Source organism: Sneathia sanguinegens (genome assembly GCF_001517935.1).
GTDB classification, from domain to species: Bacteria; Fusobacteriota; Fusobacteriia; order Fusobacteriales; family Leptotrichiaceae; genus Sneathia; species Sneathia sanguinegens.
Genome location: NZ_LOQF01000017.1, coordinates 1 through 13,272, shown reverse-complemented (window position 1 = coordinate 13,272; position 13,272 = coordinate 1). Strand labels below are relative to the sequence as shown.

Below are 13,272 nucleotides of genomic sequence, written 5' to 3'. Positions count from 1 at the left end.
AGCAACATACCGAACCTAGAAGTTAAGCCTATATACGCCTAAAATACTCAGTAATGGGGAAGATTGGTAACTGCCAAGTTTAGGTGTCTTCGTAGCTCAGCTGGTTAGAGCATTTGGCTGTTAACCAAAGGGTCGTTGGTTCGAGTCCATCCGAGGACGCCATTTTTTTTTACTCTGTAATATTAAAAAAAGCTATTAAAGATATTATACTTTAATAGTTTTTTTGTACAATATATTGTAAAATTAATAATTTTATTTGAAAGAAATGTAGAACTTGAAATTAAAATCAAGTATATAGAATTTAAAATTGGAATAAATATTGGATATCCCAAAATTAATAGAATAAGAATGGTGTACGAAAAAAATATAAGTGTTAAATAAGTGAAATAATATGCTGATAGTATTAAAAATACTAATAAAATTAAATATTCTGTTTTTGATTTGGAATTAGTGCATAAAATATATGAAAATACAAAATAAAACAGTTAAAATATTAAATTTTGTAAAGGCAATATCTATCTAAAATAAAAACTGTTAGTTTTTTTAGTTAAAGAAGTAAAAAAAGTTGAAAAAAATAAAAAAAAGTGTTATTATTTAATTATCATCAGTTAGGAGAAATGTTATGCTAAAAGTTATACCAAGAAATATTAAAAGAATATTTGTATTTGAAATATGCTTGGGGCTAGTAGCATTTTTTTTAGGACTCATATTTAGTTGTGAATACATTTATTCTTTTTGCATAGGAGTTGTGATTTCTATAATTAGTAATTTATTACTATTAGGAATGGTGTATTTATTAGTTTATATGAATTACAAGACATATATTAGCTATATAAGATATTTAATATCATATGCTCTATATGCAGTTACTTTATATTTTGTACATGCACTATATAAAGATATATATACTGTAATAATCTGTGCATTAGGTTTATGTTCATTTAAAATATCTTGTTATATAATATATATCTTGAAAAAATACGGAAAGAAGGTGCATAAATTTTGAAAAAAGTAGGAAAAGCTATACTGATTTTTATAGTAGTAACTTTAATTATAAACTTTATATTAGCATTATTTTCTACATTTTTACCAATTTCATTTTTAAAACCAACAGAACTTATTGAAGCACCAAAAGTATTTGCTAAGATACATATAGCAAATCATGTATTGTTAATAAATCAAACTATAGTAAACACTTGGGTATTAATGTTATTAACAATAGTAATCTTGCTTTTGGGTACAAGAAATTTAAGTTTAGATAAACCAAAAGGTTTTCAGTTGATTTTAGAGGAATATTATAAATTTATAGAAAAAACATTTTTAGCAAATTATAAACAATATAAAGCTAAGTTTATTCCTTTATTTTCAGCCTTATTTGCCTTTATATTATTTGCAAATTTAAGTGTATTTTTATTCCCATTTATATTTATGGTAAATAAAGAAGGGGGAACATATTTTGTAAGACCTTTCTTTAGAACTGCAACTGCAGATATTAATACTACACTAGGTTTAGCAATAATAGTAACAGTTTTATTTGTAACTTGTTGGATTAAAAGACAAGGATTATTAGGTGTATTTAAAGAATTATGTCATCCATTTGTAATAATGTTACCTATAAATTTAATTGGGGAATGTGCAAAACCAATTAATATTTCAATGCGTTTATTTGGTAATATGTTTGCAGGACTTGTTATTATGGCTTTGTTATATGGTATAAGCGTTAATAATGTATTGTCTACATGGACATTTAATTTATTAAAAGGAAGCTTTTCATTCTCAGTTTTGTGGCCAGCAGTACTACAACTATATCTTGATTTATTCATAGGTATATTACAAGCATTTGTATTTACTGTATTGTCATCTGTTTATGTAGAGCAAGCCTTAATTGGTGAAGAATAGAAGGAGGAGAAATGGGAGTTGAAATAGTAAAAGCAGCAGCATTATTGGGAGCTGGGATTGCAGCTTGTGGTGGTATAGGTGCAGGACTTGGTCAAGGTTTAACATCAGCATATGCAGTTGAAGCAATTTCAAGACAACCTGAAGCTAAAAGTGAAATAATGAGTACATTATTTATAGGTTGTGCGATAACAGAATCAACTGGTATATATGCTTTATTAATTTCACTAATATTAATATTGTTGAAAGGATAATGGTAAAAAAACATGGAAAATAGCTTGATATCAATAGATTTATCTATGATAATTCAAATGATAAATTTTCTTATAATGGTTTATGTTTTTTGGAGATTATTCGGTAAAAAAATTGGTGGAATAATTGAGGAAAGAAAAAAAATAGCTCTTAAAGATTTGGAAAAAGTTAATGAAGAAAGAAAAACATTAGAAGAACAAAAGGCGACTTCTGAAAAATTAAGAAAAGAATCAAAAAGAAGAGCTAATGATATAATTATAAAAGCTGAAAAACAAGCTGATGAAAGAAAAGAACAAATTCTAGCTAATGCTAATCAAACAAGAGAAAGAATGTTAATGAAGGCTGAAGCAGATATTGTTAAAATGAAAGAAAAAGCAAAAGCTGAATTACAACAAGAAATAGGAAAAATGGCTATTGATTTAGCAGAAAAGATACTTAAAGAAAATATTTCAAAAGATGAAAATTTACAAAATAAGAGTATAGAAAACTTTATTGATGAAATAGGTGAATAAAATGAGTGATAGAAAAGTAGCAATGGTTTATTCACAAGCAATATATGATATAGCTAAACAAAAGGATCAAATTTTTCCAGTTTTAGAAATGTTAGAAATATTGGTGCAACATATTAAAGATGATGAAGAATTTAAAAAATTTCTTGAATATCCAATTATAGATGCAACAATAAAAAAAGAAATATTGAATGTAATTTATCAAGATATTAAAGATATTCCTATAGAAGTTTTAGATTATTTAATTGATAAAAAGAGATTAGCTAATATTTCTGAAATTAAAGATGAATATTTGAAAATCTATAATGAAAATCATAATAGATTAATTGTTACAGCAATATTTGCTAAGGAATTAACAGAAGAACAAAAAACAAGACTTATAAGAAAATTAGAAAAGATAAAAAATAAAAAGATATTACTTCATGTAGTAGTAGACAAAAGCATAATTGCTGGAGGAATTCTAAAAATAGGTGATGAAGTAATAGACGGTTCTATAAGAACACAAATAAAAGAATTTAAAAATAGATTTTAGGAGGTGAAGTAAGTGAGTATAAAGCCAGAAGAAGTTAGAGATATTATTAAATCAGAGATAGAAGGCTATAAGAAAAATTTAGACAAAAAAAATGTCGGAACTGTTGTCGAAATAGGTGACGGAATAGTAAATATTTACGGTCTAAGAGATTCAATGTCAGGAGAATTACTAGAATTTTCTAATGGCTCTGTAGCTATGGTCTTAAATCTTGAAGAAAATAATGTTGGGGCAGTAATGCTAAAGACTAATGGTAGTATAAAAGAAGGAGATATAGTCAAAGGTACTGGTAAGATTACTCAAGTTCCAGTAGGAGAAGCTATGTTAGGTCGTGTTGTAGATTCACTAGGTAATCCTATTGATGGAAAAGGTGCTATAAATACTTCTAAGTATATGGATGTAGAACGAACAGCATCTGGTATCATAGATAGAGCACCAGTAAGTGAACCTTTACAAACTGGTATAAAATCTATAGATGGTATGGTACCTATAGGAAGAGGACAAAGAGAATTAATAATTGGAGATAGACAAACAGGAAAGACAGCTATAGCTATAGACACAATAATAAATCAAAAGAATACAGATGTATATTGTATTTATGTTGCAATAGGTCAAAAAAGATCTACAGTTGCAAATATAGCTAAAAAATTGGAAGAAGCTGGAGTTATGGATAAAACAATAATAGTAGCCGCAACAGCTTCAGAACCAGCATCAATGCAATATTTAGCACCTTATTCTGGTGTTACCATGGGAGAGTATTTCATGGATAATGGAAAACATGTATTAATTGTATATGATGATTTATCAAAACATGCTGTAGCTTATAGAGAAATGTCTTTACTATTAAAAAGACCGCCTGGAAGAGAAGCATATCCTGGAGACGTTTTCTATTTACACTCAAGATTACTAGAAAGAGCTGCTAAATTAAGCCCTGAATTAGGTGGTGGAAGTATAACAGCTTTGCCAATAATAGAAACACAAGCAGGAGATATATCAGCATATATTCCAACTAATGTAATTTCAATTACAGATGGACAAATATTCTTGGAAACAGATTTATTCAATTCTGGATTTAGACCAGCAATTAATGCAGGACTATCAGTTTCAAGAGTAGGAGGTTCAGCACAAATAAAGGCAATGAAACAAGTTGCTTCAAGAGTTAAATTGGAACTTGCACAATACAATGAGTTATTAGCATTTGCACAATTTGGATCAGATCTTGATAAGGCTACAAGAGAACAACTTAATAGGGGAGAAAGAATAATGGAAATATTAAAACAAGCTCAATATAAACCTTATGAAGTTGAAGATCAAGTTTTGGTATTTTATGCAGCAACACATGGTAAGTTAGATGATATAGATATAGAAGATGTAAGAAATTTTGAAGAAGAAATGTTGCAATCAGCTAGAAATACGACAGATTTATTAAAACATATTAAAGAACAAAAAACTATTACAGCTGATATAGAAAAAGAAATAGAAGATTTCTTGACACAATTCAAGAAAGACTATGTACATTAGAGGTAATAGAAAATGGCAGCAAATACTAAAGAAATAAAAGAAAGAATAAATAGTATAAAAAATTCAAGACAAATTACTAATGCAATGAATATAGTGTCATCAACAAAATTTAAAAAATATCAAAATTTAACATTTAAATCAAGAGCATATTCAGGTGCAATGAATAAAGTTTTTGAAAATATTTTATCTAGTGCTGTTGGTAAACATCATGTCTTATTTGATGGAAAAAATAAGGTAAAAAAGGTTTGCTTAATAGTTATGACCTCTGACAGAGGACTTTGTGGAAGTTTTAATAGTAATGCCATTAAGAGAATGGAAAATAAAATAAAGACTTTCAAAAAGGAAAATAAAAAAGTATCTGTAATATCAATAGGTAAGAAATTAAGAGATTATTGTTTGGATAGAGATATTACTGTTGATAGTGAATATATCCAATTGATACCAGAAACTATGTTTGAAAAAGCAAAATTAATAAGTTCTGATATAGTTAATAACTATTTATCAGATAAGTATGATGAAGTTTATCTAATTTATTCAAAATTTGTATCAGTTATTGAATATAAATTGGAAGAAGAAAGACTTTTACCTTTTGAAAATAATGTAGAAAAAACTAAAAAAGCAGATTTTATCTTTGAACCTAATGAAGAAGATGTGTTAATAGATTTAATACCACAGTTGCTTAATATTAAGATATATCAAGCTTTGTTGGAAACAACAGCAAGTGAACATTCTGCAAGAATGATGGCAATGAAAAATGCTAGTGAAAATGCAGATGATTTGATAAAACAATTAACTCTAGAATACAATAGAATAAGACAAGCAAAGATAACTCAAGAAATAAATGAAATTGTAGGAGGAGCATCAGCTCTTAAGTAAAGGAGGTGCAATATTTGAAAAATAAGGGAGTAATAACTCAAATAATAGGACCAGTAATAGATGCAAGATTTGATGATAAATTACCAGAAATATATAATGCCTTAGAAGTCTTTTTAAATGGTAAAAGAATAGTTGCTGAAGTACATTCACATCTTGGAAATAACACAGTTAGAGCAGTAGCTATGTCAAATACTGATGGATTAAAAAGAGGATTAGAAATAAATGATACAATGGCACCAATACAAGTACCAGTAGGTAAGGAAACTTTAGGAAGAATCTTTAATGTATTAGGAGAAACTGTTGATAACAAAGGTGAAGTTAAAACAGAAATGAGAGAATCTATACATAAAGAAGCTCCAAGCTTTGAAGAACAAGGAGGAAGTTTTGAAATCCTTGAAACAGGAATAAAAGTAGTAGACTTATTAGCACCATATTTAAAAGGTGGTAAGATAGGACTATTCGGAGGAGCTGGAGTAGGAAAAACTGTATTGATACAAGAATTGATTAATAATATTGCCAAGGGTCATGGAGGTTTATCTGTCTTTGCTGGTGTAGGTGAAAGAACAAGAGAAGGAAGAGACCTATATAATGAAATGTCAGAAAGTGGTGTTATAAACAATACAGCCTTGGTATATGGGCAAATGAATGAACCGCCTGGGGCAAGATTAAGAGTAGCATTGACAGCTTTAACAATGGCAGAATATTTTAGAGATAAGCAAGGACAAAATGTATTGCTATTTATAGATAATATATTCAGATTTACACAAGCAGGAGCTGAAGTTTCAGCATTATTAGGAAGAATGCCATCAGCAGTTGGATATCAACCAAACTTATCAACTGAAATGGGTGCCTTACAAGAAAGAATAACTTCAACACAAACTGGATCAATAACATCAGTTCAAGCTGTATATGTTCCAGCGGATGACTTAACTGACCCAGCACCAGCTACAACATTCTCACATCTTGATGCAACAACAGTTTTATCAAGACAAATAGCATCATTAGGTATATATCCAGCAGTTGATCCATTAGATTCAACATCAAGAATTTTGGAACCAGATATAGTTGGTAATGAACATTACAAAGTTGCAAGAGAAACACAAAAGGTATTGCAAAGATATAAGGAATTACAAGATATTATAGCTATATTAGGTATGGATGAATTGGGTGATGAAGATAAAGTAATAGTTAATAGAGCAAGAAAAATACAAAGATTTTTCTCACAACCATTTTCTGTTGCTGAACAATTCACTGGAATGAAGGGTAAATATGTACCTTTAAAGGAAACTATAAGAGGATTTAAAGAAATTTTAGATGGAAAATATGACGATTTACCAGAACAAGCTTTTCTATTTGTTGGAACAATAGATGAAGCAGTAGAAAAAGCTAAAAAAATGGCAGGTGAATAAAATGGCAGAACTTTTACAAGTTTTGGTAGTTTCACCAAAGGGAGAAGAGTTTAATTTTCCAAATGTAAGTTTTTTGAAAGTAAAATCTTCAAGAGGAGATGTAGGTATAAGACCTAAGCATATAAATTATGTTACAGCCTTAGGGTCTGGTCAATTATTAATTAGACAAGAAAATAAGGAACATCTATATGTAATTTCTGGAGGTTTTTTGGAAGTTAAAGAAAATAAGCTAACAATTCTAGCTGAAGATATTATTGAAGCTTCTAAGGAAAGTGCTATTCGTTTGGAAAGAGAACAAGCAATTAAGAAAGCAACTGAAGAAAAACTTAAGGAAGATAGAGATATTCTTGGAACTAAGAAAAGAATTCAAGATAGTTTGAGAAGATAATAAGTGGAATTTTTAAAAATTCCACTTTTTTATATATAAAATTTAATATGTTTATAAAAAAACAAAAAATACAAATAAATTGCAATTATTTTTCACTTTATTTTGCCATTTATTGCTTTTTTTAAAATAGGAGCATATAATATAAGCAGAGGTGAATTAATATGAATAAAAAGAATATTAAATGGAATTTAAAATTTATATTATTAGGAATGTTACCATTTTTATTTTATGGCAACACAATATATGCAGAAAATATAAAAATTTATGTTGATGCACAAAATAAAAAAGTTTTAACAGAAGAAGAGTATGCTAAAATAGATAATAATGAAAAGGGAAAATATAAGCCTGTAATTATTGATGAAAATAATAAGACATATACCATAAATATTGATAATGGATTACACTATATTTCAATAAAGTCAAATGAAACTGGGTCAGAAAGTAATTACAGTAATGATGGTGCTAAAGGAGGAGATAATGGTATTGTAATTGGAGTAAATTCTAAACTTACAGGTATAAAAAATGGTAAAAATAATAGTATTGTCTTAGGTAATAATCTTGATGTTGATGGGGCATATAATGTTGTTTTAGGAATAGATTACTATAATGGTGATAATAAGCTTACAAAAGTATCTGGAGAACACAATGTAGTTATAGGGCAAGGGAATTTAGTTGGATGGACAGCAATTAATAAAAATGCTGATAAAAATAATCGATTAGCAGAATGGGAATACACTAAAAAAGGATCTGATCAAAATGTAGTTACAGGTATGACAAATACAATTAGTGGTGGTAGTGTTATTTACGGTAAAAGTTCTAAAGTTGAAGATTTAGGAATGTCATTTGGATATGGAAATGAAGTTATAGGTTCAGATTCTAAATATAAATATGGGGAAAAAGAATACCGAGGAGGACAACATGGCTTAGCATTAGGGTCATTTCTTTTTTCAGTAGGAGAAGATGCTATATCAATTGGTCGTGAATCATATGCTATAGGTAATTATACAATTGCAAGTGGTAGTAATTCAAAGGCTATAGGATTAGCAAGTATGGCATATGGATATAATTCAAATGTAAATGGTGACTGGTCTTTAGCAATAGGACCTTATTCAAATGCTAATGTTAGATTGGCAACAGCATTAGGTGCAAGTTCAAAAGTAAATTATGAAACTGGTGTAGCTTTAGGTTATGGTTCTATATCAAATCGAGATAAAGGGACTTTAGGTTATGTTCCATTTGTTGATAAAGTAGATTTGAATAAAAAAATAGGAAATGATAAAAAATATGATGAATGGGTTAAGGCATATAATAATTTGAAAGTAAAAAAAGATGAATTAAAAACTAAGCCCGATGATAAAAATTTAAAAGAAGAGGTTGAAAGATTAAGTGCTGCAAATATACTGGCATATAATAAGGCAATTTGTATGTGGAAATCAACAGGAGCCACAGTATCTATAGGTAATGAAGATACAGGAATGACTCGTCAATTAACAGGACTTGCAGCTGGTAGTGAAGATACAGATGCAGTTAATGTTGCTCAATTAAAACAAGTAATAAAGAATCAATATATAAACGTAAAAGCAGGAGGAAAAACTATAAATGTTAAATTAGGAGATACTTTAGAGTTAGAAGGAAAGGGTATTGATATATCAGTAACTAATAAACAACCTAATACTAGTCAACCTGCTGTAACACCACAAACTCCAGCTACACCAACAGAAACTAAAACACCAAAAGAACATACAGCAACCTTTGAAGTAAAAGGGAATGTTGGAGGCTCAAATACATTTGAATATGTTTCAGGTGAAAAAGTTTTATCTGAAGAAGAATATTCTAAGTTAAAAAGTGATGAAAAAAAGAATGTAATATTACGTGTTAAAGATGGTGAAAAAGTCATAACAAATGTAGCTAACGGTGTCAAAGAAAAAGATGCAGTAAATGTAAGTCAATTAAATGAAATTAAATCAAAACTACAAGATGATGTTAAAGAAGTAGTCAAAAAATCTGATCTTGCTTTAGGAGGTATATCAAATGCAGTAGCTATAGCTAACTTACCACAAGTAAGTGGAGATAAAAAGTTTAATTTAGCAGCAGCATATGGCTATTATGGAGGCTCACATTCAGTAGCAATAGGTTTTAGTGGAACAAATGATAAGAAAAACTTTATATATAAATTAAGTGGTTCAGTAAATACAAAAGGAAATCTTGCACTTGGAGTTGGAGCTGGAGTGATGCTTGGAAGTGTTGATAATAAGGATAAGAAAATTGAAAAATTAACTAACGAAAACATATTAATTAAACAAAATTTAAAAAAGCAAGGAAATGAGATAAAAGAATTAAAAGAAATTATAGAAGAATTAAGAGCGATTATTAAAAATAAATAAAAAAAGTATAATATATGAAGGGTATAAATATGAGATATAGTTTAAAATATAAAACAAAATTAATGGTGTTAACTATATTACAATTTTTATTCTATTCAAGTATAGGATATGCTGACACTATTAAAGTATATGTTAATGGACAAAATAAAAAAGTTTTAACAGAAGAAGAGTATGCTAAAATAGATAATAATGAAAAGGGAAAATATAAGACTGTAATTATTGATGAAAATAATAAGTCATATACTATAAATATTGATAATGGATTACATTATTTTTCTACATTTCCCAATAATCCACAATCAGAAAAATTTGCAAATTATAACAATGATGGAGCTCGTGGGGATGGTTCTATGGCTATAGGATATGATACAAGGGCACTAGGATTAGGGGCAATGGCAGTAGGTAATAGGGCATATGCAGAAAAGGCTGATGATAGTAGTATTGGTTATGAAGCATATGCAGCAGGACATTCATCTAATGCAATTGGATATCAAGCAACAACTTTAGGATTTCTTTCAACAGCAGTTGGGACTCAAGCCAATGCTTTTGATATGATGTCAACAGCTTTAGGTGCAGGTTCATATGCTATTAATTCAGCATCAACAGCCTTGGGAGGTTCATCATATGCAGGAGAAATTAGTACAACGGTTGGTGCTATGTCTAAGGCGTTTGGTAAAGGGTCTGTTACTTTAGGTGTAACATCATATGTAGGTGATAAACAAAAAGAAGAAGAGTATATTAAATATAATAATATTCAGTATTATTATAATCAATTAATACAAAATGATGAAATAAAGAAAAAGTATAAAAAAGAATTTGATGAAATAGCTAAAATTGATCAAAATAAAGAAAATAAAAAATGGTATATAGAAAGTATGAAATTAAGAGCAAAAATTTTGGCTGAAGACAATAATTCTATAGAATTTGGAACAGCTATTGGGGTTGCTTCTAAAGTATATAATAGTTATGGTGTAGCATTAGGTTCATTTAGTACTACTAAAGAAATTAAAAATAAAGGATATTTAACAGATCAAAAAACAAAAGATGTATATGCAGTATCTGTTGGAGAAGAAAAAATAAAAAGAAGAATCCAAGGTCTAGCAGATGGTGCAGAAGATGATGAAGCAGTAACAGTTGCACAATTGAAGAAACTCCAAAAGAGTATACAAAACCAAGGTGCAAATGAAGAAGTAGATAAAAAAATAGAAGGTATTAATAAAAAATCAGATCTAGCATTAAGTGGTGTATCAAATGCAGTAGCTATAGCTAATTTACCTAATGTATCAGGAGATAAGAAGTTTAGCTTAGCAGCATCATATGGATACTATGGTAGTTATCATGCAATTGCTATTGGCTTTAGTGGAACAAATGATAAGCAAAACTTTACATATAAATTAAGTGGTTCAGTAAACAATAAGGGAAATCTTGCATTAGGTATTGGTGCTGGAGTTATGCTTGGTGATGTAGATGGACATAATATTGACAAATTAAATGTAAAAAAATTAACTGAGAAATTAGAGTTTGCTAATGAAAAAATAGAAAAATATGAAAAGCGTCAACAAGAAATAGATAAGAAAATAAAAGAACTAATTGAATATAAAGAAAATTCAGAAAAACGTATTAAAGAATTAGAAAAGAAATTAGAAATTTTAATTAAAAATAAATAATATGAACTGATCCCCAAAAGTTAGACCTAAAAAATAACTAATATAAAAAAGTCTTGAAAATAAATGGGGGGGGGTAGAATTAAAGAGGGAGATGTTTTAAATGAAGAAGATTATTTTATTTAGTTGTTTTTTAAGCATTTTAAGCTTAGCTATAGAACCTAAATTAAATTATGCAGTAGACAATAAAGGAAATGTAATAATCAATGGAGGAAAAGATTTTTCAAATTTAACTGAAAATTCTGATCATAATTTTTTAGTTGGTTTTGGACATAAGATAAAGACAGGATATAATAATTTTCTATTAGGGTATAATAATAAGTTTGAAATTGGTAAAAACTCTTTGATGTTAGGGAGTGATAATGAAATCTTAAATGAAGGAAAATATAATAATAATGATGGTATAATGCTTGTAGGTGATAATAATAAAGTTACTGATAGCCAATTTGCTTTTATTCAAGGTAAAAGAAATAACCTAGATCGTAATTATGCTTCAAGTATTATTGGTGATGATAATAAGGCGGTATTTAGTGAATATTCAAATGTTTTAGGTCATAATAATGAATTGAATGGAAGTTCATTTTCAAGTATTAATGGAAGCGAAAATACAGTCAAAGGCTTAAGTTTTCATTCACAAGTTTTTGGATTTAGAAATAAAGTTGAAAAGGGACAAAATGCATTTATTCATGGTGATGATAATAATATAAAGAATAGTGCTTTTTCACATATTGAAGGATATGGAAGTGAAATAAATAATGATGATAATACTTTTGATACTACAAAAAATTCAACTACAAAAAATTCAAACTATATTTTTGGAGATTATAATAAAATATTAAATTCTGAAAATTCATATATACAAGGTAAATCATCAAAAATTAAAAATGCAACAAATTCATATATACAAGGTTATGCATCAAAAATTGAAAATGCAACAAACAGTCCAATTACAAACAGTTCAATTATAGGAGGATATTTTAGTAGTGTAAATATGAATAATTCATTAGCAATAGGTTCATTTAGTACTACTAAAGAAATTAAAAATAAAGGATATTTAACAGATCAAGATACAAAAGATGTATATGCATTAGCTGTTGGTGGTAAATATGTATATAAAGATAATAAAGGAAATGAAACAGTATATAAAGCAAAAAGAAGAATCCAAGGTCTAGCAGATGGTGCAGAAGATGATGAAGCAGTAACAGTTGCACAATTGAAGAAACTCCAAAAGAGTATACAAAACCAAGGTTCAAATGAAGAAGTAGATAAAAAAATAGAAGGTATTAATAAAAAATCAGATCTAGCATTAAGTGGTATATCAAACGCTGTAGCTATAGCTAACTTACCACAAGTAAGTGGAGATAAAAAGTTTAATTTAGCAGCAGCATATGGATACTATGGTGGCTCACATTCAGTAGCAGTAGGCTTTAGTGGAACAAATGATAAGCAAAACTTTATATATAAATTAAGTGGTTCAGTAAATACAAAAGGAAATCTTGCATTAGGTATTGGTGCTGGAGTTATGCTTGGAAGTGTTGATAATAAGGATAAGGTTATAGAACAATTAAAAGAAGAAAATAGAAAACGTGATGAAAAAATATATAAACAAGGACAAGAAATTAAAGAATTAAAAGAAATAGTTAATAAATTAATTCGTAAGTAATAATGAGAAGATCTCATATGTATTATGGGGTCATTTTTTTGAAAAATATATATATTTAGTTAAAAAAGTTTATGAAATTAAAAGATATAAATTTAAATAAATGCAGTATATAAAGAACATTTAGTTAAAAAATAAACAAGTAATTATAAAAAAAACTGTTTTTTTTTTTTTTTTTTTTTAA

The 13,272-nt window shown here is 28.1% G+C and carries 12 protein-coding genes and 1 tRNA gene; all 13 read left to right on the top strand.

Annotated features, from left to right (window positions below; genetic code table 11):
* Window positions 1–85 precede the first annotated feature (85 nt).
* Window positions 86–162 (top strand) — tRNA-Asn (locus AWT65_RS06180).
* 460 nt (window positions 163–622) lie between these two features.
* The gene (locus tag AWT65_RS06175) at window positions 623–1,006 is read left to right on the top strand and encodes a hypothetical protein (RefSeq protein WP_066730165.1); all 384 of its coding nucleotides are present in this window, start codon (window positions 623–625) and stop codon (window positions 1,004–1,006) included.
* Window positions 1,003–1,899: a F0F1 ATP synthase subunit A gene (gene atpB / locus AWT65_RS06170; protein ID WP_232292797.1), complete on the top strand. Its 897-nt coding sequence runs from the start codon at window positions 1,003–1,005 to the stop codon at window positions 1,897–1,899. Before AWT65_RS06175 ends, atpB begins: the two co-directional genes overlap by 4 nt.
* Window positions 1,900–1,910: 11 nt before the next feature.
* Window positions 1,911–2,150, top strand: a complete 240-nt coding sequence (atpE, locus tag AWT65_RS06165) for an ATP synthase F0 subunit C (protein WP_066730163.1) — start codon at window positions 1,911–1,913, stop codon at window positions 2,148–2,150.
* Between the two features lie 12 nt (window positions 2,151–2,162).
* A complete protein-coding gene (gene atpF / locus AWT65_RS06160; RefSeq protein ID WP_066730162.1) occupies window positions 2,163–2,660 on the top strand; it encodes a F0F1 ATP synthase subunit B in 498 nt (165 codons plus the stop codon).
* Window position 2,661: 1 nt separating this feature from the next.
* Window positions 2,662–3,189: an ATP synthase F1 subunit delta gene (gene atpH / locus AWT65_RS06155; RefSeq protein ID WP_066730161.1), complete on the top strand. Its 528-nt coding sequence runs from the start codon at window positions 2,662–2,664 to the stop codon at window positions 3,187–3,189.
* Between the two features lie 12 nt (window positions 3,190–3,201).
* Entirely contained in the window at window positions 3,202–4,707 is a 1,506-nt protein-coding gene (atpA, locus tag AWT65_RS06150; RefSeq protein WP_066730160.1) for a F0F1 ATP synthase subunit alpha, read from the top strand.
* 12 nt (window positions 4,708–4,719) lie between these two features.
* Window positions 4,720–5,583: an ATP synthase F1 subunit gamma gene (atpG, locus tag AWT65_RS06145; RefSeq protein ID WP_066730159.1), complete on the top strand. Its 864-nt coding sequence runs from the start codon at window positions 4,720–4,722 to the stop codon at window positions 5,581–5,583.
* A gap of 14 nt (window positions 5,584–5,597) precedes the next feature.
* The gene (atpD, locus tag AWT65_RS06140; protein WP_066730158.1) at window positions 5,598–6,992 is read left to right on the top strand and encodes a F0F1 ATP synthase subunit beta; all 1,395 of its coding nucleotides are present in this window, start codon (window positions 5,598–5,600) and stop codon (window positions 6,990–6,992) included.
* A 1-nt stretch (window position 6,993) separates the two neighbouring features.
* Window positions 6,994–7,380: an ATP synthase F1 subunit epsilon gene (atpC, locus tag AWT65_RS06135; RefSeq protein ID WP_066730157.1), complete on the top strand. Its 387-nt coding sequence runs from the start codon at window positions 6,994–6,996 to the stop codon at window positions 7,378–7,380.
* Between the two features lie 161 nt (window positions 7,381–7,541).
* Window positions 7,542–9,764 carry a YadA-like family protein gene (locus AWT65_RS06130; RefSeq protein ID WP_066730156.1) on the top strand — a complete coding sequence of 741 codons (2,223 nt, stop codon included), beginning with the start codon at window positions 7,542–7,544 and terminating at the stop codon, window positions 9,762–9,764.
* Window positions 9,765–9,793: 29 nt separating this feature from the next.
* On the top strand, window positions 9,794–11,431 hold the full coding sequence (locus AWT65_RS06125; RefSeq protein ID WP_066730155.1) for a YadA family autotransporter adhesin: 1,638 nt from the start codon (window positions 9,794–9,796) through the stop codon (window positions 11,429–11,431).
* A 100-nt stretch (window positions 11,432–11,531) separates the two neighbouring features.
* Window positions 11,532–13,091 carry a YadA family autotransporter adhesin gene (locus tag AWT65_RS06120; protein WP_066730154.1) on the top strand — a complete coding sequence of 520 codons (1,560 nt, stop codon included), beginning with the start codon at window positions 11,532–11,534 and terminating at the stop codon, window positions 13,089–13,091.
* Window positions 13,092–13,272 lie beyond the last annotated feature (181 nt).

Excerpts from the sequence above, each read along its gene's own strand:
- AWT65_RS06175 (WP_066730165.1), top strand. The coding sequence starts at position 623 with ATGCTAAAAGTTATACCAAGAAATATTAAAAGAATATTTGTATTTGAA.
- atpE (WP_066730163.1), top strand. The coding sequence starts at position 1,911 with ATGGGAGTTGAAATAGTAAAAGCAGCAGCATTATTGGGAGCTGGGATT.
- atpF (WP_066730162.1), top strand. The coding sequence starts at position 2,163 with ATGGAAAATAGCTTGATATCAATAGATTTATCTATGATAATTCAAATG.
- atpH (WP_066730161.1), top strand. The coding sequence starts at position 2,662 with ATGAGTGATAGAAAAGTAGCAATGGTTTATTCACAAGCAATATATGAT.
- atpG (WP_066730159.1), top strand. The coding sequence starts at position 4,720 with ATGGCAGCAAATACTAAAGAAATAAAAGAAAGAATAAATAGTATAAAA.
- atpC (WP_066730157.1), top strand. The coding sequence starts at position 6,994 with ATGGCAGAACTTTTACAAGTTTTGGTAGTTTCACCAAAGGGAGAAGAG.
- AWT65_RS06130 (WP_066730156.1), top strand. The coding sequence starts at position 7,542 with ATGAATAAAAAGAATATTAAATGGAATTTAAAATTTATATTATTAGGA.
- AWT65_RS06125 (WP_066730155.1), top strand. The coding sequence starts at position 9,794 with ATGAGATATAGTTTAAAATATAAAACAAAATTAATGGTGTTAACTATA.
- AWT65_RS06120 (WP_066730154.1), top strand. The coding sequence starts at position 11,532 with ATGAAGAAGATTATTTTATTTAGTTGTTTTTTAAGCATTTTAAGCTTA.